The sequence below is a fragment of the Nonlabens tegetincola genome, from assembly GCF_002117085.1.
GTDB classification, from domain to species: domain Bacteria; phylum Bacteroidota; class Bacteroidia; order Flavobacteriales; family Flavobacteriaceae; genus Nonlabens; species Nonlabens tegetincola.
Window position 1 is genome coordinate 139,716 of record NZ_CP019342.1, and the last position, 22,829, is coordinate 162,544.

A 22,829-nucleotide genomic window follows, 5' to 3' on the forward strand; every position below is an offset into this window, starting at 1 on the left:
TAATGTTATCTCAATCCTGTCACGTAAAATTCAACTTTCATATTTTTTATGTGATTCTTTTGTGATAAGGATAAGTTTAATTTGAATTATGGAGTATACAATTCTTATCGTAGAAGATGATATAGAGATTATAGATCTTCTTACTATTCACATGAAGGATCTAAATGCAAATGTGCATGTAGCAGATAATGGTAGGCTTGGCTTGAATAAGGCAATGGAGTTCGACTATGATTTAATCCTATTGGATTTGTCAATACCTGAATTAAGCGGCATAGAAGTTTGCAAGGAATTGAGAAAAACTAAAAACACTCCTATTATAATGGTGACTGCAAAATCCGAGGAGATTGATAAAGTCCTAGGTTTGGAAATTGGTGCAGATGATTATATAACCAAACCGTTTTCAGTAAGAGAATTGAAGGCTAGAGCAAAAGCTGTTATGAGAAGAACTGATATAAGTAATAAGAAAACAGAAAATGCCTCAAGTAATGAAATGGTTTTTGGTGATTTAATTATAAATGTCGAGATGAGACGTGTAACCTTAAATGGGTATAAAGTGGAATTATCACCTAAGGAATTTGACCTCTTAATTTTATTAGCAAGTCATCCAGGTAGGTCTTACAGTCGATCAGAGTTACTGGATGTTGTTTGGGGTTATAACTTTTCTGGTTACGAACATACAGTAAATAGTCATGTAAATAGATTGAGAGCCAAAATTGAACCGGATATGTCAAATCCATTATATGTATTGACTACTTGGGGAATAGGTTATAGATTTAATGAAGAAGTGTAATGACGACTGGTAAACAATCTACATTAACTCCACGATTAGTATTTAAACTATGGATAGCACTTTCAGGGTTAATCATAGGAATGGCATTTTGTTTTATTGTGATTACTAATTATTACTCAAATCAACATCATCAAGCTACGCAACAAGAGATTCACGCTCCGTTAGCACAGCATTTAATAGAAGAAAAGTTTGCCACAACTTCCGCTTTTAATCAGGATGGTTCTGTTAATAAGGAAGTCTTTGGAAGTTTAATGCACGATATGATGGCAGTGAATAGAAGTATTGAAGTTTACTTGCTGGGTCTAGATGGTGAAGTATTGTATTCTGTGGTACTCGATCATAGTCCTGGAGAACCATCTAGGTATGTTGATGTTGCTCCGATTGAAAATTTTGTAAATACTAACGGTAAAAATTATTGTTTAGGGGATGACCCTAGAGCTATGGGAGAAAGAAAAATTTTCTCAGCAGCCAGATTAACTAACCAACTCAAAGATGGTTACATATATATTATTCTATCAGGAGAGGCTTATCAATTGGCGAGCAACAATATTTTTCAGAAATACATAAAAAGTTTTGGATTGGGTGCTATAGGTTTGACAACTTTCTTCACTTTGTTGGTAGGTTTTGTTTCTATTTGGTTTTTGACTAAAAACTTAAGAAAAATCACCTCTGTAGTCCAACGATTTAAGGAAGGGGATTTTAATGCGAGAATAGAAAACGCAGATAAATCTGACATCAGTGTTTTGGCAAATACATTCAACACAATGGCTGATACGATTTGTCAGAATATTGAGGAAGTTAAAAAAGTTGATTCATTAAGAAGGCAGCTTATAGCAAATGTGTCACATGATCTAAGAACACCATTAGCAATATTAAAAGGTTATTCAGAAACATTATTAGAAAAGAAACATTTGCTTTCAGAAGGGGAGAAACAGAAATATTTAGAAATTGTCAACTCTAATAGTGATAAGCTTTCTAGATTAGTGGAACAATTATTTGAGTATTCTAAATTAGAAGCTAAACAGGTGGAACCAGAAAAAGTAAAGTTTTCAATTACCGATTTATGTCTAGACTTAGTATCTAAGTACCAATTAAAATCCAAAACGGAAAATATTAACTTAATATTTAATATTGAAAAAAAGGAAAATATTCTAGTGTACGCTGATATCGGATTAATTGAAAGGGTTTTACAGAATCTGATAGACAATGCTTTTAAATTTACAAAGGCCGGTGGGGTAATTACTTTAGATTTGGATAAATCCAAGTCAGAAAATAAAATAAAAATTTCTGTTGGCGATTCTGGTATAGGAATTAAAGAAAGTGATCAATTGATGATATTCGATCGATTTACGCAAAATGATTCTCAAAATAGATTCACAGGTGCAGGTATAGGATTGTCGATCGTTAAAAAAATTCTTGAACTACATGATTCAATTATTAGGGTCGAAAGTAAGATTGGTAAAGGCACAAAGTTTACATTTCATCTTCAAATGAATTAAATTATTAAGAACGCTTTAAACAGTTTATTTAGGGTAATATAAAAGTTTAGATTTTTTAATTTTGTAAATAAATGATTTGAAGCTGTTTAAGGGTTTGTTGTAATTTTTTTCAAATTTTTTGTCATAAAAGTTTGTTTGGTAAGAAAAAGTGTGTGTATATTTGCACCCGCTTTGGGAAACAACGATGTTTAAATAAAGCGATAGTTCTTCAAAAAGATTGAAAATATTTGTAGCGGATTGTGAGGATTTCGCATCAAATTTTCGGTCTAGATATTTTGAAGTAGTTCATTGAAAATAATGATTGACAGCACAGCGATACTGTTTTTGTATTGATTAATACAGAGGCAAGTATTGGTAAGAAAATAAAAATAGACACATGTACGCTAATTGAGGGTTCTTAAAAGAGGTTTTTGGAGTTATTCTAATAAATGATCTTTAAAAGATTCTACGATGAAGAGTTTGATCCTGGCTCAGGATGAACGCTAGCGGCAGGCCTAACACATGCAAGTCGAGGGGCAGCATAGATAGCTTGCTATCTGATGGCGACCGGCGCACGGGTGCGTAACGCGTATACAACCTACCTATTACTGAGGGATAGCCCGAAGAAATTTGGATTAATACCTCATAGAATTATAAGATGGCATCATTTAATAATTAAAGGTTACGGTAATAGATGGGTATGCGTCCTATTAGCTAGATGGTGAGGTAACGGCTCACCATGGCGACGATAGGTAGGGGTCCTGAGAGGGAGATCCCCCACACTGGTACTGAGACACGGACCAGACTCCTACGGGAGGCAGCAGTGAGGAATATTGGACAATGGAGGCAACTCTGATCCAGCCATGCCGCGTGTAGGAAGACGGCCCTATGGGTTGTAAACTACTTTTGTACGGGAAGAAATACAGTCACGTGTGATTGTTTGACGGTACCGTAAGAATAAGCACCGGCTAACTCCGTGCCAGCAGCCGCGGTAATACGGAGGGTGCAAGCGTTATCCGGAATCATTGGGTTTAAAGGGTCCGTAGGCGGGTAATTAAGTCAGTGGTGAAATGCAGGGGCTCAACTCCGGCACTGCCATTGATACTGGTTATCTTGAATTATTGTGAAGTGGTTAGAATATGTAGTGTAGCGGTGAAATGCTTAGATATTACATAGAATACCGATTGCGAAGGCAGATCACTAACAATATATTGACGCTGATGGACGAAAGCGTGGGGAGCGAACAGGATTAGATACCCTGGTAGTCCACGCCGTAAACGATGGTTACTAGCTGTTTGGATCGATTGAGATCTGAGTGGCCAAGCGAAAGTGATAAGTAACCCACCTGGGGAGTACGTTCGCAAGAATGAAACTCAAAGGAATTGACGGGGGCCCGCACAAGCGGTGGAGCATGTGGTTTAATTCGATGATACGCGAGGAACCTTACCAGGGCTTAAATGCAGTATGACAGATTTGGAAACAGATTTTTCTTCGGACATATTGCAAGGTGCTGCATGGTTGTCGTCAGCTCGTGCCGTGAGGTGTCAGGTTAAGTCCTATAACGAGCGCAACCCCTATTTCTAGTTGCCAGCACATAATGGTGGGGACTCTAGAGAGACTGCCGGTGCAAACCGTGAGGAAGGTGGGGATGACGTCAAATCATCACGGCCCTTACGTCCTGGGCTACACACGTGCTACAATGGTAGGGACAGAGAGCAGCCACTTCGCGAGAAGGAGCGAATCTACAAACCCTATCTCAGTTCGGATCGCAGTCTGCAACTCGACTGCGTGAAGCTGGAATCGCTAGTAATCGCATATCAGCCATGATGCGGTGAATACGTTCCCGGGCCTTGTACACACCGCCCGTCAAGCCATGGAAGCTGGGGGTGCCTGAAGTCGGTGACCGAAAGGAGCTGCCTAGGGTAAAACTAGTAACTGGGGCTAAGTCGTAACAAGGTAGCCGTACCGGAAGGTGCGGCTGGAACACCTCCTTTCTGGAGTTCCTGAAATAATGGAACGAAACAAGGGATAGTTTCAAGACCTTTAACACTCAATTAGTGTGTGTTTATTTTAAAAAGCAAGTCAATCAAGAAATAGTCGCAAGACACTCAGTCTCATAGCTCAGCTGGTTAGAGCGCTACACTGATAATGTAGAGGTCGGCAGTTCGAGTCTGCCTGAGACTACGATGTCTTAGGTAGTTATTGATGAGATAATTATAGCTAAGAGATAAAGTTCATTTATAGAATTTTAATGGAAATTCTAGAGGTTGAGGATTCTAAATTCGATATTCTGAATTCAGTATTTAGGATTCGTCATGGGGAATTAGCTCAGCTGGCTAGAGCGCCTGCCTTGCACGCAGGAGGTCATCGGTTCGACTCCGATATTCTCCACGAATGATTAGTAGAGATTAATCATTAAACGTTCATTGACATTTTGAAAAGATCAAAACGAGCATTAGTTCTAATATTAATTAGGATTAATACAAGATAGAAAAAATAATATTACTATATATCGTTGTATAGTAATAGGTATCATAAGCAAATAAGGGCGTATGGGGGATGCCTAGGCTCTCAGAGGCGATGAAGGACGTGATAAGCTGCGATAAGCTGCGGGGATTGGCACATACGATGTGATCCGCAGATTTCCGAATGGGGCAACCCGGCATGTTGAAGACATGTCACCAGTAATGGAGCAAACCCGGTGAACTGAAACATCTAAGTAGCCGGAGGAAGAGAAAACAATAGTGATTCCGTCAGTAGTGGCGAGCGAACGCGGAAAAGCCCAAACCAATTAGGTTACGGCCTAATTGGGGTTGTAGGACTACGATATTTGATGCTAAAAGAATAAGAATCCTTTGGAAAGAGGAGCCAAAGAAGGTGATAGCCCTGTATTGGTAATTTTAGTTATTGATAGTAGTATCCTGAGTAGTGCGGGGCACGGGAAACCCTGTATGAATCTAGCGGGACCATCCGCTAAGGCTAAATACTCCTGAGAGACCGATAGTGAACCAGTACCGTGAGGGAAAGGTGAAAAGAACCCTGAATAAGGGAGTGAAAAAGAACCTGAAACCATACGCTTACAAGCGGTCGGAGCCTTCGGGTGACGGCGTGCCTTTTGCATAATGAGCCTACGAGTTACCGTTGCTAGCAAGGTTAAGTGTTTCAGACACGGAGCCGTAGCGAAAGCGAGTCTGAATAGGGCGCGATAGTTAGTAGTGGTAGACGCGAAACCGTGTGATCTACCCATGGGCAGGGTGAAGCTGTGGTAACACACAGTGGAGGCCCGAACCGGTTGACGTTGAAAAGTCTTCGGATGACCTGTGGGTAGGGGTGAAAGGCCAATCAAACTCGGAAATAGCTCGTACTCTCCGAAATGCATTTAGGTGCAGCGTTGATTTAGTTTTATAGAGGTAGAGCTACTGATTGGATGCGGGGGCTTCACCGCCTACCAATTCCTGACAAACTCCGAATGCTATAAAATGATGATCAGCAGTGAGGGCATGGGTGCTAAGGTCCATGTCCGAAAGGGAAAGAACCCAGACCATCAGCTAAGGTCCCCAAATGTATGTTAAGTTGAAAAAACGAGGTTGTACTGCTTAGACAGCTAGGATGTTGGCTTGGAAGCAGCCATTCATTTAAAGAGTGCGTAACAGCTCACTAGTCGAGCGGTACGGCATGGATGATAATCGGGCATAAACATACTACCGAAGCTATGGACTCCATTGAGAGTGGTAGGAGAGCATTCTAATTGTGTTGAAGGTGAACTGTGAGGTTTGCTGGAACGATTAGAAACGAAAATGTAGGCATAAGTAACGATAAAGGGGGCGAGAAACCCCCTCACCGAAAGACCAAGGTTTCCTCAGCTATGCTAATCAGCTGAGGGTTAGTCGGGTCCTAACGCGTACCCGAACGGGGAAGTGGATGGATAACAGGTTAATATTCCTGTACCTGCTCACAATAAAAGTGACGGAGGTGTGAATTTGGTGCGTACTGACGGAAATGTACGTTGAACCAACTGTTAAGGTTGGGATAGTACCACAAAGCTACGGCTACGTGGATAATCCAGAGGAGCAACTTCCAAGAAAAGCAAGTGAAGCAGCCCGTACCGTAAACCGACACAGGTGGTTGGGATGAGAATTCTAAGGTGCTCGAGTGATTCATGGCTAAGGAACTAGGCAAAATAGACCTGTAACTTCGGGAGAAAGGTCCCCTATTTAATAGGGCGCAGTGAAAAGATCCAAGCGACTGTTTATCAAAAACACAGGGCTCTGCAAAATCGAAAGATGAAGTATAGGGCCTGACACCTGCCCGGTGCTGGAAGGTTAAGAGGAGGGTTTAGCTTCGGCGAAGATCTGAATTGAAGCCCCAGTAAACGGCGGCCGTAACTATAACGGTCCTAAGGTAGCGAAATTCCTTGTCGGGTAAGTTCCGACCTGCACGAATGGTGTAACGATTTGGATACTGTCTCAGCCATGAGCTCGGTGAAATTGTAGTATCGGTGAAGATGCCGATTACCCGCTACGGGACGAAAAGACCCCGTGCACCTTTACTATAGCTTAGTATTGATTTTGGATAAGTAATGTGTAGGATAGGTGGGAGACTATGAAGTGACGTCGCCAGGCGTTGTGGAGTCATTGTTGAAATACCACCCTTTGCTTATTTGAAATCTAACCCAGAAATGGGGACATTGCTTGGTGGGTAGTTTGACTGGGGTGGTCGCCTCCAAAAGAGTAACGGAGGCTTCTAAAGGTTTCCTCAGCACGCTTGGTAACCGTGCGTAGAGTGCAATGGCATAAGGAAGCTTGACTGAGAGACATACAGGTCGATCAGGTTGGAAACAAGAGCATAGTGATCCGGTGGTTCCGCATGGAAGGGCCATCGCTCAAAGGATAAAAGGTACGCCGGGGATAACAGGCTGATCTCCCCCAAGAGCTCACATCGACGGGGGGTTTGGCACCTCGATGTCGGCTCGTCACATCCTGGGGCTGGAGAAGGTCCCAAGGGTTGGGCTGTTCGCCCATTAAAGTGGCACGCGAGCTGGGTTCAGAACGTCGTGAGACAGTTCGGTCTCTATCTGTAGTGGGCGCTAGAAATTTGAGTGAATCTGACTTTAGTACGAGAGGACCGAGTTGGACTGACCGCTGGTCTACCAGTTGTTCCGCCAGGGGCATTGCTGGGTAGCTACGTCGGGAAGGGATAAGCGCTGAAAGCATATAAGCGCGAAACCCATCACAAGATGAGATTTCTTTAAAGGGTCGTGGGAGACTACCACGTTGATAGGTCATAGGTGTAAAGGCAGTAATGTCATAGCCGAGTGATACTAATTACCCGTAAGCTTAGGTACCTCTATCTACTTGTATTGATTTTGAACTTTTCAAAATGTCAACATATACAGTTGGATTATTTTAATTTAACTGAAACCTTTAAGGTGGTTATAGCAATGGGGCTCACCTCTTACCATTCCGAACAGAGAAGTTAAGCCCATTAGCGCAGATGGTACTGCATTTGTGGGAGAGTATGTCGCCGCCTTCTTTTAAAACCCTTATCAATTCGATAAGGGTTTTTTGTTGTGGTAAATTTTGTTAACGATATCTTAGGAACTTCTTAAATATCTATGGTGTATTTTTCTTGAAATTTATAATTCATGAAAAAATATCTTTTTTTGAGTTTTCTTTCCTTTGTATTGATAACTACCCAAGGTTGTAGTACTTCTTCGAAAGCAAAAGGCTCAAAATCTCAAGTTGTTGCTAGTTCTAAAGGCAAAAAGAAAGGCGGTATGCAACCTTATAACAAGGTAATTACCTCTAAAGCTCAAACAGATCCAGGTCTTTTCTCCGTACACTTTTTGGAGGATAAATACTATTATGAAATACCCGATTCTTTGTTAAATAGAGAAATGTTGATGGTGACGCGTATTGCAAAAACTGCTTCTGGAATTGGTTTTGGTGGCGGTAAACAAAATACTCAAACCTTGAGATGGCAACGAAATAAAAATGATATCTTGCTAAGAGTTGTTTCTCATCAAATTGTAGCTAACGATTCTTTACCAGTAAGTTTAGCGGTTGAAAATTCTAATTTTGAACCAATCCTTTACAGTTTTCCAATTAAGGCAATTAAAAAGGATAGTTTATCTAATAACCTAGTCATCGATGTTACTAATTTTTTCAACAAGGATGTTAAGGCGATTGGATTTCCTCAAAACTCTAGAAAACGCTACAAAATAACTAGGTTAGATGATAGTCGTTCTTATATTGACACCTTAAGATCTTATCCACTCAATATAGAATCGAGGCATGTTAAAACATATTTTTCCTCTGATCCACCATCTAATTCAAGTGTTCAATCAATATCACTTGAAATTAGTAATTCAATGATTTTGTTACCTAAAACGCCTATGAAGCGTCGTTATTTTGATCAACGTGTAGGATGGTTTGCAAGAGGTCAACAAGATTATGGATTAGATGAACAAAAAACCAAAACTGTTCGCTATTTAGATAGATGGAGATTAGAAGTTAGAGAGGAAGACAAGCAAAAATTCCTTAATGGAGAGTTGGTTATTCCTAAAAAGCAAATTGTTTATTATATAGATCCGGCCACTCCGCAGAAATGGAGAAAATTTATCAAGCAGGGTATTGAAGACTGGCAAGTGGCATTTGAGGCAGCTGGGTTTAAAGAGGCAATTATCGCTAAAGACCCACCAAGTAAAGAAGAAGATCCGGATTGGAGTCCGGAGGATGTGCGTTTTTCAACAGTAAGATACCTAGCTTCACCTATACCTAATGCTAATGGACCTCATGTTAGTGACCCTAGAAGTGGTGAAATTCTTGAAAGTGATATTAATTGGTATCATAATGTAATGACTCTTTTACATAATTGGTTCTTCATTCAAACTGCGGCAATTAATCCTGATGCCAGAATGAATAAGTTTGATGATGAAGTTATGGGTAGGCTTATAAGATTCGTTAGTGCACATGAGGTTGGTCACACGTTAGGACTACCACATAATATGGGAAGTTCAATAGCTTATTCTGTTGAAAATTTGAGGGATGCAGAATTCACCAAAAAATATGGTACTGCACCATCCATAATGGATTACGCAAGATTTAATTATGTAGCTCAACCGGAAGATGGTGATGTTGCCCTAATGCCGAATATTGGTCCGTATGATAAATATTCAATCATGTGGGGTTATAAACCAATATTAGATAAGACAGCCGAAGAAGAGAAAGAAATTTTAGATTCCTGGATAAATGAAAAAGCAGGAGATCCTATGTACCGTTTCGGAAGACAGCAATTTGGCGTTATTGATCACACTAGTCAAACGGAAGATCTTGGTGATGACTCTATGAGAGCTAGTGAATACGGTATCAAAAATTTACAGCGCATCGTTCCTAATCTTATCGAATGGACTGGTGAAGAAGGTGAAAATTATAGTGAATTAAAATCTATGTACGATCAGTTATTAGGACAGTATAATCGATACATGGGCCACGTAACTGCCAATATTGGTGGGGTAAAAGAAACATATAAAGCTTATGGTCAACAAGACGGAGCTGTATATGAGCATGCGAGTAGAGATAAGCAAACGAGAGCTATGAAGTTCTTAAATGAGCAATTATTTTCAACACCTAAATGGTTAATTGATCAAAATATTTTCAATAAAATTGAATCTGACGGTGCAATAGAAAGAATTAGAGGTGTTCAAACTAGAACCCTTAATAATTTATTGGATTTTGGCAGAATGTCAAGATTAATGGAGAATGAAGAGGTTAATGGTTCAAACGGATATGGTTTATTGGAAATGATGAATGATCTTAGATCGGGATTGTTCAGTGAGTTGAAACGCGGACAAAAAATAGATCGCTATAGACGTAACTTACAACGTGCTTATATAGAACGTTTAGAATTTATAATGAATAACGAACAATCTAAATTACCAGCTCGAGTAAGAGCGTTTGCTGGTCAAAGTAGTGTTGATGTTTCTCAAAGTGATATAAGACCTATTGTTAGAGCACAACTTAAAACATTATTAAGAGATGTTACAAGAGCTTCTAATCGAACATCGGATGAGATGACTAAATACCATCTAAATGATTTAAAAGAACGAATAGATGATATTCTTAATCCAAATGATTAGTTTTAAGTTTTACTAGAAAAAAAAGGTATGATGAAAATCATACCTTTTTTAATTTAACAATGTATTTATTTCAATTTAAGGCTTACCTTGTCTTATTGTTGTGTTTTTTAGATGTAACTCATTCTTATAAATATTAAAATATTGAACAAAGTTCTTTTCGCCTTTTTTTTGAGTATATTTTATTCCGCCTACGGCGCTTCTCAATCTTGTGTTTGTTTTAGAGAAAATATTGCTACAGATTACAAAAATGTTGATTTTATCGCTCATGTACGCATAAATGAAGTGTACTATAACTACCCTATTGAGAATCAAGATTACGTACGTTTTGATATTTTAGAAATATTAAAAGGTCCAAAAAACAACTCTCTGATTGTACAACAAGAAGTTGGTAACAACATCAATAACGATAAATGTAGATTGTATCTAAAAGCAAATGATGAACTTATGATATTCGGAAATTTGGATAACGGGCAACTAATTTCTAAACCTTGTCTAAGAAATAAGTTTGCTGAGGATTCAGATTTTGTGACAGAATTGAACAAGTATCGAATGCTTCGTAAACATCATAAGTTGATCACAGATTCTAGGACTTTTTGTACTCAATTCAATGATAATATACAATTTAGTGCTACTCTACAAAATATCCTCATAAAATCAAATTCAAAATTGATTGGAATTTATGCAGTCGTTTTTAATGATGATCAAACTATCAATAAAACAGAAGTAGTTGAGTCTTTATCAAGGGAAATTGATGTGAAAATCCAAATAGCCCTTATAAAGTCATCTTGGACGCAATGTGCGGTTAATAACAATAATAAATTCATTGTTGTTGTTCACAAAACATCTGATAAAAATGGAACTAGACTATTCTTGCACTAACTTTTTATTTGATAAAAAATAAAAGCCTGCCGTAAGCACAAAGAGTAATAATGGATGAATTAAAAAACGTCTGATATAAAATATTATCATCTTTGAGGAGTCTGGAGATGCGTGTAAAAGCGCAATAAAGGAAGTCATTAAAATAACATAGGCAAATACATAAACCCATAGTGCTGCCTTTATATAATCTAATTTTTTATACAAAAGTCCAATAATACCCAATGAAATAAGGGAATTAATAGCGTAACGCAGGGTCGTATAAAATCCTGTTGTAACTATATTAATAGATGGCAAGCTCATGTTTTGAAAATCTGATAGATAGAATTGTTTTAATTCATCTATAAATAATAAATCTTCAAAAACTCTTACACTTATTAATAACCCGATTAATAGAATAATTAATAAGTATCTATATAGTTGGTACATGTTTGGATTTTGGTTTTTTTAACCAATACAACCACAATAAAACAGTGGTTCCATAGATTATAGCTGGAAAAATTATCTCATGGGATACATGAGTATAGGCCGGATAATCGGCATAGATAACTCCTAATAACACCAATCGGGTAAGGTTGATGACGTATATTATTCCTACTCCAATTAATAGAAATAGTATAGTTTTTTTCCACGCTTTCGCGAAAGCGAGAATAAACGCGCAAAACAAGATCATAACACTTACTGCATTACACCCTTCAATAATTCTAAATAAGAGTTGTTCATTAGAGTAAACAGCTACAGATGGATGTCCTGCACTATTCATCGTTTGCGCATTATACCCTATTAAACTTAATAACTCTTGCGTCTGGAAACTTATTTGAGAAGTAATAGGATCAGGATAGTGATAACTGCCATAATCAAAACTCAAATAAAAATAATAGATAATTGAGAGCCCGATATACAGTCCTCCAAAAACTGCAACAAATTTAAACACAGGTATATAAGGTCTAAGTGATGAAAGCATTTGTATATTCTATGTTAAAACTGTTAAGTAATCAGCTGTGGATATTAGTTTTGTAGCTTCAAAAATACTACAATGAATATAAACGAATTGAAACCAGCTGTTCTTAAAATCATAGGAAGTTCTAATGGTACAGTAAAGGATAAAATGCAAGCGGTTTGTGAATTGCTTCAAATTAACCTGGAAACTTACGATTGGGTTGGTTTTTATATGGCTCATGAATCCGAACCTACATTGCATTTATGGGCACAAGCTGGTGAGCCTACTGACCATACGGTTATTCCATTTGGTAAAGGTATTTGTGGGCAAGTGGCTGTATCTAATCAAAATTTTGTAGTTGACGATGTTACTGCACAAGATAATTATATAGCTTGTAGCATATATGTAAAAAGTGAAGTGGTAATTCCAATGTTTAAAAATGGTAAGAACATAGGTCAAATTGATATTGATAGCAATACACCAAAAGCATTTGACGAAAAGGACGAACGTTTTTTAGAATGGGTAAACGAACAAATTGCAGCTATCATTTAAACCTTGCGAATAGCTTTTTCCCATTCCCAAGCACTGGATAATGCAGATTCTAAAGAATGCACGGCTTTCCAATTTAAAATATTATTAGCCTTGCTGGTATCTGCATAAGCCTCAATCACATCACCTGGTCTACGATTCACTATTTTATAGTTGAGTTCTAGACCAGTTGCTTTTTCAAAGGTTTTCACTACTTCTAGTACTGTATTACCAGTACCGGTACCTATATTGAAGGTTTCAAATTTAGATTGTGAATTATTATTCAATAATCTTTCAAGTGCAGCTATATGAGCCTTGGCTAGGTCAACCACATGGATATAATCTCTAATTGCAGTTCCATCTCTAGTAGGATAATCTTGTCCAAAAATAGAAAGCTGCTCTCTTATTCCTATAGCAGTTTGAGTAATGTAAGGAACAAGATTTTGAGGAATGCCATTTGGTAATTCGCCGATTAGACAACTCTCATGAGCTCCTATAGGATTAAAATATCTTAGACTTATACATTTGAAAGTAGAACTTGTTTTACAAAGATCATTAATTATTTCTTCACCTATTTGCTTAGTATTACCATAAGGAGAAGCTGCTGGTTTTATAGGAGCTTCTTCTGTGATAGGCATAACATCTGCTTGTCCATATACGGTACAAGAAGAGCTGAAAATAAAAGAGATGTCCTTGTCTTTAAGTTGTTGAAGTAAATTTACTAATGCATTAATATTGTTTTCGTAATAGAGTAAAGGGTTCTCTACACTTTCACCTACTGCTTTAGACGCTGCAAAATGAATTACTCCGTCTATATTTTTTTCTTTAGTAAACAGATCGTTAACTTGATTTTTGTCTCTTAAATCAATTTGATAAAAGGAAGGTTCTTTTTTAGATATTTTCTTGATTCTATCCAAAACATCTTTACTAGAATTAGATAGATTATCGATGATTACAACCTCATAATTTAATTCCAGTAGTTCTACAACAACGTGTGAACCTATATATCCTAAACCGCCTGTTACTAATATTTTCATAAAAGCAAATGTAAACGAACTTCTCTACATGAAGTAACCATAAACAAAAAATGCTGCTCACACAGGAACAGCATTTCTAATCAAAATATAAGGGGAAAATTAATCTCTAAGTAAAGCTCTTGAAATTACGATTTTCTGTATTTCACTTGTTCCTTCATAGATTTGAGTGATTTTTGCATCTCTCATTAAACGCTCTACGTGATATTCCTTCACATAACCGTTACCACCATGAATTTGTACAGCCTCTACACTGGTTTCCATAGCAACTTGCGATGCAAATAATTTTGCTGCTGCACCACTTACATCATAGTTATTACCCATGTCCTTATCCCAAGCACTTTGCATTACCATGTGACGTGCTGCAGTAATATTGGTATACATATCAGCCAGTTTAAAGGCGATTGCTTGGTGGTTACAAATTTCTGTACCAAAAGCTTTCCTTACTTTAGAATAATCTCTAGCAAGTTCATAAGCCCCACTTGCTATTCCCAATGCTTGAGCAGCAATCCCTATACGACCACCAGATAAAGTTTTCATGGCAAATTTGAATCCAAATCCATCTTCACCTATCCTATTTTCTTTAGGAACTTTTACATCATTAAAAATTAATGAATGAGTATCACTACCTCTAATTCCTAATTTATCTTCTTTAACACCGATTTCAAAACCGTCCCAACCTTTTTCTACAATAAAAGCGTTGATTCCACGGTGTTTTTTCTCGCGATCGGTTTGTGCAATTACTAGGTAATAGTCTGCGGTACTTCCGTTAGTGATCCAGTTTTTAGTACCATTAAGTACATAGTGGTCACCTTTGTCAATAGCAGTAGTTTTTTGTGAAGTTGCATCACTACCAGCTTCAGGCTCACTTAAACAAAATGCACCTATAGATTCACCTGTTGTAAGTTTAGTTAAATATTTCTCTTTTTGAGCTTCGTTACCGTAAGTATCCAGTCCCCAACAAACTAGTGAGTTGTTAACCGATACGATCACAGATGCACTTGCGTCAATTTTTGAAAGCTCTTCCATCACAAGGACATAAGAAATTGTGTCCATTCCACCACCACCATACTTAGGGTCGGCCATCATACCTAGAAATCCTAGTTCACCCATTTTTTTTACCTGTTCTGCAGGGAATCTTTGGTGAGTATCCCTTTCTATAACACCAGGAAGTAATTCTGTACGTGCAAAATCTCTTGCCGCATCTCTAATCATTAAATGCTCTTCAGTAAGGCCAAAATCCATGATAGTTCTATATTGTTTGAGTTATTTTTAAGTTTGCAAATTTAACTTGTTTACACCTTTTTACCTCATAAAATACCTATGAATCATCAGTACTATAACGTTTTAGGAGTCATGTCAGGTACATCATTAGATGGTGTAGATATTGCACACGTTCAATTAGTACGTGAAAAACAGTGGACCTTTACAATTTGTAATGGAGTTTGTATTCCGTATTCCGCTCTATGGAAACGTAGATTGAGTGAGGCTGTACATAGTTCTTCTTTAGAAATTGAAAATCTCAATAAGGAATATACCTTATACTTAGGTCAACTTGTTAAAAAATACCTCGATCAAAATCCTATTGAAGACTTAATAGCCGTTTGTTCTCACGGTCATACTATTTTTCACAAGCCAGAACAAGGATATACCCTTCAAATAGGAAATCTTCCAGAGATAGCGTCCATTATCGGTCATCGAGTTGTTTGCGATTTTAGAGTCCAGGATATTTTGCTTGGTGGGCAAGGAGCACCATTAGTTCCTATAGGAGATCAGATTCTATTCAACGATTATGATTACTGTTTAAATTTAGGCGGTTTTGCAAATATTAGTCATGATTCTCGTGATGGTCGTATCGCTTATGATATTTGTCCAGTTAATACAGTACTTAATCATTTTTCGATGCTGTTGGGTAAGGAGTATGATGAGGATGGCGCTTTCGCGAAAGCGGGAAAAGTACAAACTCCTTTACTCGATAAATTGAATGATATACCTTATTATGGAATGAATCCACCGAAGTCACTAGGTATAGAATGGGTTAATCAATATGTGTTTTCTTTATTACAGAATTACGATATAAAGGATGTTCTTGCCACTTTTGTAGAACATGTAGCGATACAAATAACAAAAGTTATCACGTCTAAAAAAAGAATTATTTGTACAGGTGGTGGTGCTTTTAATACATATTTGATGGATAGAATTAGATATCATTATGACGGTGATCTCGTTATTCCAGAATCAAAGATAGTAGAGTATAAAGAAGCATTAATCTTTGGACTGTTAGGAGTACTTCGATTGCGTAATCAAGTAAATTGTTTAAGTAGTGTGACAGGTTCACGACATGATCATTCAAGTGGTCAAATTTACCTTCCTTAAGAAATTGTAAAACCTGCTTTTTCTTCATCTAGCTAGATTATATTTGTACAAATTCTACTAACTATATGAAGGAATTGCTTAAACGCTACGAGGAAGCGCAGCCAGAAATAGTTTTTCACTGGAACGACCCAGAAACTGAGGCTGAAGGTTGGACAGTGATTAATAGTCTAAGAGGAGGCGCAGCTGGTGGTGGTACTCGTATGAGACAAGGTCTAGACAAGAATGAGGTGCTTTCCCTAGCAAAAACGATGGAAATCAAATTTACCGTTTCTGGACCAGCGATTGGTGGTGCAAAATCTGGGATCAACTTTGATCCACAAGATCCACGGAAAAAAGGGGTATTAGAACGTTGGTACAAAGCAGTTTCTCCACTTCTTAAAAGCTATTATGGAACTGGTGGTGACTTAAACGTTGATGAAATACATGAAGTAATTCCTATTACTGAAGACAGTGGTGTATGGCATCCACAAGAAGGTGTTTTTAATGGACATTTTTCTCCAACTGAAGCTGATAAAATTAATAGAATTGGACAATTACGACATGGTGTAATCAAAGTAATTGAAAATCCAGAGTTTTCACCTGATGTTTCTCGTAAGTATACTGTTGCCGATATGATTACGGGTTACGGAGTAGCAGAGGCTGTTAAGCATTACTACAATATTTTTGGTGGTGATGTTAAAGGTAAGCGTGCTGTTGTACAAGGCTTTGGTAATGTAGGTAGCGCTGCGGCTTATTATTTGGCTCAAATGGGTGCCAAAGTCGTAGGGATTATAGATAGAGTAGGTGGTTTAATTAATGAAGATGGCTTTAGTTTTGAAGAGATAAGAGAATTATTCTTAAATAAAGACGGGAATACATTAAGAGCATCTTCACTTATTCCGTTTGAAGAGGTTAACGAAAAAATTTGGGAGCTTAATACACAAATTTTTGCTCCATGTGCAGCCTCGAGATTAATAAGTCAAAATCAAATTGATCAAATGATAGATAGTGGTCTTGAAGTGATTTCTTGTGGAGCAAATGTGCCATTTGCTGATAAAGAAATTTTCTTTGGTCCTATCATGGAACATACAGATGAGAAAGTGAGTCTTATTCCAGATTTTATTTCCAACTGTGGTATGGCAAGAGTGTTTGCCTATTTTATGGAGCGTCGTGTGCAAATGACTGACGATGCAATTTTTAACGATACTAGTATGACAATACGTAATGCAATTCAAAACATTTACGATCATAATAGTTCAAAACAACAAATCAGCTCAACCGCATTTGAGCTAGCTTTAAAACAATTAGTATAATTATGTTTAAAAACTTTTTAGGAAACAGTCCACATTGGTTTAAGTGGACTATGATAGCTTTTTTAGTTTTCAATACCATTGGTTACTTTATTTTACCTGGAACCGTAATGGGTTGGGTGTTTATTGCAGAGTTTATTTTCTGTCTGGCCATGGCCTTAAAATGTTATCCACTACAGTCTGGTGGATTACTGGCTATTCAGGTACTGGCATTAGGACTCACCAGTCCTGGTCATCCAGGATCTGATCACGGTGTATATGCAGAAGTTTCTCAAAACTTAGAAGTAATCCTACTTTTAGTCTTTATGGTAGCTGGTATTTACTTTATGAAACCGCTGCTTATGTACATTTTCGTTAAGGTTTTTACTAAAATTAAATCTAAGCTTTTATTATCCCTGTTCTTTGTGTTTTTGAGTGCGGTACTAAGTGCATTTCTTGATGCATTGACCGTGACGGCTGTTCTTATTAGTGTAGGGTTAGGATTTTATAATGTTTACCATAAGATTCATTCTAGCGACCTAGATCTTGATGATGATGATACTTTGGATAGGAAACAATTAAGTGGTGAAACTCTTGAGAAGTTTAGATCCTTTCTACGTAGTCTTGTAATGCATGGTGTGGTAGGTACCGCTCTTGGTGGTGTGTGTACCATAGTTGGAGAACCTCAAAACCTACTTATAGGTGCCAAGATGGATTGGAACTTTATTGATTTCTTCCTAAAAATGTCACCTATTACTATTCCAGTATTTATCGCCGGTATATTAACAACCGTATTATTAGAAACTACCAAAACATTTGGATTTGGTGAAAAAATGCCACCAGTGGTAAGACAAATTATTGAAGGCTGGATGGAAAAGCGTGATTCTGAACGTACCGAAAAAGAAAAGTACGCTTTGATCGTTCAAGCAGTGTCTGCGGTATTATTAATCACAGGGCTAGCTCTACATATTGCGCCAGTAGGTTTTATAGGTTTAGGTTTGATAGTAATTCAAACTGCATTTATGGGAATTACAGATGAGCACAGCCTAGGAAAAGCTTTTGAAGAGGCGTTACCTTTTACAGGCTTATTAGTTGTGTTTTTTGTGATTGTAGCAATGATACACGATCAACATTTGTTTGCTCCAATAATTGATTGGGCCTTACACCAAGACCCTAGCAGTCAACCTGCGATCTTCTATCTAGCTAATGGATTCTTAAGTATGATATCAGATAACGTATTTGTGGCCACTGTTTACATTAATGAAGTGGCAGCTGCTCATCAAAACGGTGTTATTGATAGAGAAACATATGAACATCTTGCCATAGCAATAAATACAGGAACTAATTTACCAAGTGTGGCTACACCTAACGGTCAGGCAGCGTTTTTATTTTTATTGACATCGGCATTAGCTCCGGTAATTAACTTATCATATGGTAAAATGGTAAAAATGGCACTACCTTACACTTTAGTTTTAACTATAGTAGGTTTAACCTGTGTTATTCTTACTCTTTAAAACCTTGTAAATAACTAATTTTAGACTATGTTTTTAGTAGGTGTATAATGTTTATGTTTATCCTACGTTATCAATCAAACAATATATTAATGAGTATGATTCAAGAATCAGCAGGAATTACTGACGCTGTAGAACCAGTAATAGAAGAGAAAACCCTATCTCTTTATGACCTTATTGTTAGCGGTGGAGTGGCAGGAACTATCGTAATTGCTATATTGATAGTGTTACTTTTTGTAGCACTTTATATATACTTTGAGCGTTTATTTAAGATCAAGGCTTCTAGTAAGATTGATAAAAACTTTATGCTTCAAATTAAAGATCAAGTTACTAATGGAAACTTAGATGCTGCAAAAATGCTATGCGCCAAAGAAGATTCTCCTGTAGCAAGGTTGACGGAGAAAGGTATAAGCCGCATAGGGTCACCGCTCGAGGATATCAATAGCGCCATAGAAAATGCTGGTAAATTAGAAGTTTACAAATTAGAAAAGAATGTAAGTATTTTGGCTACTATTGCAGGAGCTGCTCCTATGATTGGATTTTTGGGAACTGTAATAGGTATGGTACTTGCTTTTCATACTCTTGCAAACAGTGGTGGACAAGCTGAAATGGGAACCCTAGCCGAAGGTATTTATACTGCAATGACCACAACTGTAGCTGGTTTAATTGTTGGTATTATCGCTTACATTGGATATAATCATTTAGTTGTTAAAACAGATAAAGTGGTTCATCAAATGGAAGCAAACGCAGTTGATTTCCTTGATTTACTAAATGAACCAGCTTAATTATGAATTTAAGAGGAAGAAATAAAGTAAGTCCTGAATTCTCAATGTCATCGATGACTGATATCGTATTCCTATTGCTAGTATTTTTTCTACTTACTTCGCCATCCATCACACCAGAAGCTCTGGATTTAATTTTACCAAAGGCAAAAGGTAAATCCTCCAATGTTCAAAACGCCTCGGTAAGTATTTCAAAAGATGGTCTGTTTTTTGTAAACAGTAAACAAGTAGAGGAAAATGCGATCGAGCAAGAGCTGTTTTCTGTAATGGAAAATCAAGAAGATCCTACCATTATATTAAGAGCAGATAATGAAGTAGCTTTACAAAAAGCTGTCACGGTTATGGATATAGCAAATCGTAATAAGTACAAAATAATTTTAGCCGTAAAACCTTAAAAGATGGGATTTTTAGACACCAGAGAAAAACGTAAGTCTTTCATCATTACAAGTGTTTTGATGAGTGTGCTGTTATTGGTGTTTACTTTTGTGACGGTTTTAAAAGAACTTGATCCACCGCCAGAAAGTGGAATCGCTGTAAACTTTGGAAACACAGCAGTAGGATCTGGACCAGTAGAACCTGCAAAACCTACTAAGGTTACCCCAGTTACTCAAACCTCACAACCGCAACCTGCGCAGTCTAGTGAGGAAAATATCGCTACTCAAGAAATTGAAGATGCGCCTGTTATTAATAGCAGTCCTGATGTAGAAACATCAACCAAACCTGTGAAAACAGATCCCAAACCACAAACTGAACCGGTAAAGGAAGACCCTAAACCTAGTTCTGATGTTCTTAATGCTATAGGTTCTGTAACCGGAGCCGATGAAATTGATGGAGAAAATAATACTGGTGAAGGACCAGGTGATGGTCCTGGGAACAAAGGTCAGTTGAACGGAGATCCATATGCAAATACCTATTATGGCGATCCGGGATTAGGTCAAGGTGGTAAGGGTTACGGTCTTAAAGGAAGAGGTAAAATACGTGGTCAAGGAGTACCGCCAGAATGTAATGAGAGTGGAAAGGTAATTGTCGAAATTGAAGTCAATAGATCTGGTGAAGTTGTAAAGGCAACAGCAGGGAAAAAAGGAACTTCAAACAGAGCACAGTGTTTGTTAGACGCTGCAACTAAAACTGCTAAAACCTGGAAGTTTACTGCCGCTCCAGACGCTACTAAAGAAATTCAAATAGGTTTCATAGAAGTCATCTTTAAATTAGGTGAGTAGTAAATATCAAAAGACGTTAAATTGGTTGTTCAACCAATTACCGATGTATCAAAAGGTAGGTAAGGTCGCTTACAAGGCCGACTTATCTAATATCCAAAAACTAGATACACATTTAAAACATCCTCATCACTCATTTCCTAGTATTCACGTAGCAGGAACTAATGGAAAAGGAAGTACCTGTCACATTCTAGCTAGTGTGTTGCAAGAAGCTGGTTATAAAGTTGGTCTTTATACCTCACCTCATTTACGCGATTTTAGAGAACGTATTAAAATCAATGGTAAACCTTGTGAAAAGCAATTTGTTGTTGATTTTATTTCATTAAATAAAGATTTTTTTGAGTCCAATCAGCTGTCTTTTTTTGAGATGACAGTAGGTATGGCTTTTCAATACTTTAAGGAGAGACAAGTTGATATTGCGATAATTGAAGTTGGATTGGGTGGTAGATTAGATTCAACTAACATCATTACTCCATTGATTTCTGTCATTACTAGTATAGACAAGGACCACACCGCAATATTGGGTAATACTTTGCCTAAAATTGCTATGGAAAAAGCAGGGATTATCAAGCCTAATGTTCCTGTTGTTGTAGGTGAACGTAGAAGTCTATTAAGATCTCGCTTTCGCGAAAGCGCACAAAACATAAACGCTTCTTATCATCAAGTAAACCATAAATTAAAAGCTCCCGTAAGTGATCTTTCTGCCTGGTATCAAAAAGATAATTTGCGTACAGCTGTAACTACGCTCAAATTACTAGATACTCTTTACGCATTTAACATTGATGAGAATCATATAAAGAAAGGTTGTAATAATGTTTCTATTAACACTAGTTTTTATGGTAGATACACTAAATTAAGCACTCATCCATTAGTAATTGCCGATACTGCTCATAATGTAGCAGGAGTGAAGGCGTTGATGAAACAAATCAACAAAGAGCAATTCGATAAACTGTATATCGTAATAGGTATGGTAAGCGATAAAGATGCTTTAAAGGTTATAAAGTTATTACCACCTACTGCCTATTATATTCTTACACAAGCAACAGTAAGTAGAGCAATGCCGGTTGAGGTTCTTTCTAAATACTTTGAGGAACTTAATAGAAGTTTTGAAGTAATAGATGATGTGAAAATAGCAAAAAAAGTAGCTATTGAAAAAGCGCAGGAAGGTGATGCTGTGATAGTTACAGGAAGTACTTTTGTGGTGGCAGAAATTTTTTAATTTTTTTCATTAAAAAATAGTTGGAGAAACAAAAAAGGGTTGTATATTTGCAACCGCTTTAGGGCGCGTAGCTCAGTTGGTTCAGAGCACTTGGTTTACACCCAAGGGGTCAGGGGTTCGAATCCCTTCGCGCCCACAGAGAAAAAAGGTCTTCAGAAATGAAGACCTTTTTTATTTATTTAAGTTTTATTTTTCAGTGAATAGTTATCTGCTTACTTTGATTCATTAGGAAATAAAACGAATCGTCAATGGATATCTATATAATTCACCATTGCTGGCTTTTATTGCTCCTATAATAGTAAATATAAAACTGCATATCATTACCAAGAAGATGGTAATAAATCCTATGATAAAGAACATAAGGAATATACTTATGATGCTATACAGAAAATAAGATATCATAAAATTAAGTATTTCTTTACCGTGTAAATCCACCTTTTGACTGTATTCCTTATTTGTGGACCACATAATTATTGGAAAAATAATCCCACCAAAAGGAACAATCCACCCTGCAAATTGAGACAAGTGCATTAGTAAGCAAAATTGATTTTGTTCCATTCCCCACGGCTTATAGGAATGAGAGTGATATTCTGATGTAGTTTGATAAGGTTGATTCATGATTCTTTTTTTATTTATATGTAGTAAAAAAATGATTTTGTTACAATCTATTAGA

Annotated in this window: 17 protein-coding genes, 3 tRNA genes and 3 rRNA genes; 18 read left to right on the plus strand and 5 right to left on the minus strand. The window is 37.2% G+C overall.

The features are described 5' to 3' along the window. Positions 1-88 precede the first annotated feature (88 nt). From BST91_RS00735 to BST91_RS00775, 9 genes are all read left to right on the plus strand, one after another. Entirely contained in the window at positions 89-790 is a 702-nt protein-coding gene (locus tag BST91_RS00735; RefSeq protein WP_085774132.1) for a response regulator transcription factor, read from the plus strand. Continuing rightward, on the plus strand, positions 790-2,289 hold the full coding sequence (locus tag BST91_RS00740) for a sensor histidine kinase (RefSeq protein WP_085774133.1): 1,500 nt from the start codon (positions 790-792) through the stop codon (positions 2,287-2,289). The genes BST91_RS00735 and BST91_RS00740 overlap by 1 nt, the downstream gene beginning before the upstream one ends. 447 nt (positions 2,290-2,736) lie before the next feature. Beyond that, positions 2,737-4,262 (plus strand): 16S ribosomal RNA (locus BST91_RS00745). A 116-nt stretch (positions 4,263-4,378) separates the two neighbouring features. Beyond that, positions 4,379-4,452: transfer RNA gene (locus tag BST91_RS00750), tRNA-Ile, on the plus strand. A gap of 133 nt (positions 4,453-4,585) precedes the next feature. Continuing rightward, positions 4,586-4,659: transfer RNA gene (locus BST91_RS00755), tRNA-Ala, on the plus strand. A gap of 141 nt (positions 4,660-4,800) precedes the next feature. Then, positions 4,801-7,612: ribosomal RNA gene (locus BST91_RS00760) — 23S ribosomal RNA — on the plus strand. Positions 7,613-7,692: 80 nt separating this feature from the next. After that, a 5S ribosomal RNA gene (gene rrf / locus BST91_RS00765) occupies positions 7,693-7,800 on the plus strand. The 16S, 23S and 5S rRNA genes sit together here with 2 tRNA genes alongside, the layout of an rRNA operon. 112 nt (positions 7,801-7,912) lie before the next feature. Beyond that, complete coding sequence (locus BST91_RS00770) at positions 7,913-10,405, plus strand: zinc-dependent metalloprotease (RefSeq protein WP_085774134.1); 2,493 nt, start codon at positions 7,913-7,915, stop codon at positions 10,403-10,405. A 168-nt stretch (positions 10,406-10,573) separates the two neighbouring features. Beyond that, on the plus strand, positions 10,574-11,284 hold the full coding sequence (locus BST91_RS00775; protein ID WP_085774135.1) for a hypothetical protein: 711 nt from the start codon (positions 10,574-10,576) through the stop codon (positions 11,282-11,284). Here the strand turns inward: BST91_RS00775 and BST91_RS00780 are convergent. Both BST91_RS00780 and xrtF read right to left on the minus strand, forming a co-directional pair. Further along, positions 11,270-11,710: an exosortase F system-associated membrane protein gene (locus tag BST91_RS00780; RefSeq protein ID WP_085774136.1), complete on the minus strand. Its 441-nt coding sequence runs from the start codon at positions 11,708-11,710 to the stop codon at positions 11,270-11,272. The two genes, BST91_RS00775 and BST91_RS00780, sit on opposite strands and share 15 nt — an antisense overlap. Further along, the gene (gene xrtF, locus BST91_RS00785; RefSeq protein ID WP_042280042.1) at positions 11,694-12,245 is read right to left on the minus strand and encodes an exosortase family protein XrtF; all 552 of its coding nucleotides are present in this window, start codon (positions 12,243-12,245) and stop codon (positions 11,694-11,696) included. Before xrtF ends, BST91_RS00780 begins: the two co-directional genes overlap by 17 nt. A 72-nt stretch (positions 12,246-12,317) precedes the next feature. On the opposite strand from xrtF, the gene BST91_RS00790 reads away from it, so the two are divergent. Beyond that, entirely contained in the window at positions 12,318-12,773 is a 456-nt protein-coding gene (locus BST91_RS00790; protein WP_042280041.1) for a GAF domain-containing protein, read from the plus strand. On the opposite strand, the gene galE is transcribed toward BST91_RS00790, so the two are convergent. Continuing rightward, positions 12,770-13,786 carry a UDP-glucose 4-epimerase GalE gene (galE, locus tag BST91_RS00795; protein WP_085774137.1) on the minus strand — a complete coding sequence of 339 codons (1,017 nt, stop codon included), beginning with the start codon at positions 13,784-13,786 and terminating at the stop codon, positions 12,770-12,772. The genes BST91_RS00790 and galE overlap by 4 nt on opposite strands. A gap of 99 nt (positions 13,787-13,885) precedes the next feature. After that, positions 13,886-15,028: an acyl-CoA dehydrogenase gene (locus BST91_RS00800; RefSeq protein WP_060523164.1), complete on the minus strand. Its 1,143-nt coding sequence runs from the start codon at positions 15,026-15,028 to the stop codon at positions 13,886-13,888. A 78-nt stretch (positions 15,029-15,106) separates the two neighbouring features. On the opposite strand from BST91_RS00800, the gene BST91_RS00805 reads away from it, so the two are divergent. The 8 genes from BST91_RS00805 to BST91_RS00840 all read left to right on the plus strand — a co-directional run bounded on the left by BST91_RS00805 (position 15,107) and on the right by BST91_RS00840 (position 22,292). Further along, positions 15,107-16,159 (plus strand): anhydro-N-acetylmuramic acid kinase, encoded by a 1,053-nt coding sequence (locus tag BST91_RS00805; protein ID WP_085774138.1) that lies wholly within the window; start codon positions 15,107-15,109, stop codon positions 16,157-16,159. 65 nt (positions 16,160-16,224) lie between these two features. Next, on the plus strand, positions 16,225-17,451 hold the full coding sequence (locus tag BST91_RS00810; protein WP_042280030.1) for a Glu/Leu/Phe/Val dehydrogenase dimerization domain-containing protein: 1,227 nt from the start codon (positions 16,225-16,227) through the stop codon (positions 17,449-17,451). Between the two features lie 2 nt (positions 17,452-17,453). Then, on the plus strand, positions 17,454-18,941 hold the full coding sequence (gene nhaB, locus BST91_RS00815) for a sodium/proton antiporter NhaB (protein ID WP_042280028.1): 1,488 nt from the start codon (positions 17,454-17,456) through the stop codon (positions 18,939-18,941). 89 nt (positions 18,942-19,030) lie between these two features. Then, positions 19,031-19,723, plus strand: a complete 693-nt coding sequence (locus tag BST91_RS00820; RefSeq protein ID WP_105018570.1) for a MotA/TolQ/ExbB proton channel family protein — start codon at positions 19,031-19,033, stop codon at positions 19,721-19,723. A gap of 2 nt (positions 19,724-19,725) precedes the next feature. Next, entirely contained in the window at positions 19,726-20,115 is a 390-nt protein-coding gene (locus BST91_RS00825) for an ExbD/TolR family protein (protein ID WP_085774139.1), read from the plus strand. A gap of 3 nt (positions 20,116-20,118) precedes the next feature. Next, entirely contained in the window at positions 20,119-20,940 is an 822-nt protein-coding gene (locus tag BST91_RS00830; RefSeq protein ID WP_085774140.1) for an energy transducer TonB, read from the plus strand. Positions 20,941-20,983: 43 nt separating this feature from the next. Further along, complete coding sequence (locus tag BST91_RS00835) at positions 20,984-22,156, plus strand: bifunctional folylpolyglutamate synthase/dihydrofolate synthase (RefSeq protein WP_085774141.1); 1,173 nt, start codon at positions 20,984-20,986, stop codon at positions 22,154-22,156. A 61-nt stretch (positions 22,157-22,217) separates the two neighbouring features. Beyond that, positions 22,218-22,292 (plus strand) — tRNA-Val (locus BST91_RS00840). Positions 22,293-22,381: 89 nt separating this feature from the next. Here BST91_RS00840 and BST91_RS00845 read toward each other — a convergent pair. Continuing rightward, entirely contained in the window at positions 22,382-22,774 is a 393-nt protein-coding gene (locus tag BST91_RS00845) for a DUF4870 domain-containing protein (protein ID WP_085774142.1), read from the minus strand. Between the last annotated feature and the right edge of the window lie 55 nt (positions 22,775-22,829).

Bases quoted from the DNA above. Each gene is read 5' to 3' on its own strand.
- BST91_RS00740 (WP_085774133.1), top strand. From the start codon at position 790: ATGACGACTGGTAAACAATCTACATTAACTCCACGATTAGTATTTAAA.
- BST91_RS00830 (WP_085774140.1), top strand. From the start codon at position 20,119: ATGGGATTTTTAGACACCAGAGAAAAACGTAAGTCTTTCATCATTACA.
- galE (WP_085774137.1), bottom strand. From the start codon at position 13,786: ATGAAAATATTAGTAACAGGCGGTTTAGGATATATAGGTTCACACGTT.
- BST91_RS00770 (WP_085774134.1), top strand. From the start codon at position 7,913: ATGAAAAAATATCTTTTTTTGAGTTTTCTTTCCTTTGTATTGATAACT.
- BST91_RS00780 (WP_085774136.1), bottom strand. From the start codon at position 11,710: ATGTACCAACTATATAGATACTTATTAATTATTCTATTAATCGGGTTA.
- BST91_RS00845 (WP_085774142.1), bottom strand. From the start codon at position 22,774: ATGAATCAACCTTATCAAACTACATCAGAATATCACTCTCATTCCTAT.
- BST91_RS00825 (WP_085774139.1), top strand. From the start codon at position 19,726: ATGAATTTAAGAGGAAGAAATAAAGTAAGTCCTGAATTCTCAATGTCA.
- BST91_RS00800 (WP_060523164.1), bottom strand. From the start codon at position 15,028: ATGGATTTTGGCCTTACTGAAGAGCATTTAATGATTAGAGATGCGGCA.
- BST91_RS00820 (WP_105018570.1), top strand. From the start codon at position 19,031: ATGAGTATGATTCAAGAATCAGCAGGAATTACTGACGCTGTAGAACCA.
- xrtF (WP_042280042.1), bottom strand. From the start codon at position 12,245: ATGCTTTCATCACTTAGACCTTATATACCTGTGTTTAAATTTGTTGCA.
- BST91_RS00810 (WP_042280030.1), top strand. From the start codon at position 16,225: ATGAAGGAATTGCTTAAACGCTACGAGGAAGCGCAGCCAGAAATAGTT.
- nhaB (WP_042280028.1), top strand. From the start codon at position 17,454: ATGTTTAAAAACTTTTTAGGAAACAGTCCACATTGGTTTAAGTGGACT.
- BST91_RS00805 (WP_085774138.1), top strand. From the start codon at position 15,107: ATGAATCATCAGTACTATAACGTTTTAGGAGTCATGTCAGGTACATCA.
- BST91_RS00835 (WP_085774141.1), top strand. From the start codon at position 20,984: ATGTATCAAAAGGTAGGTAAGGTCGCTTACAAGGCCGACTTATCTAAT.
- BST91_RS00790 (WP_042280041.1), top strand. From the start codon at position 12,318: ATGAATATAAACGAATTGAAACCAGCTGTTCTTAAAATCATAGGAAGT.
- BST91_RS00735 (WP_085774132.1), top strand. From the start codon at position 89: ATGGAGTATACAATTCTTATCGTAGAAGATGATATAGAGATTATAGAT.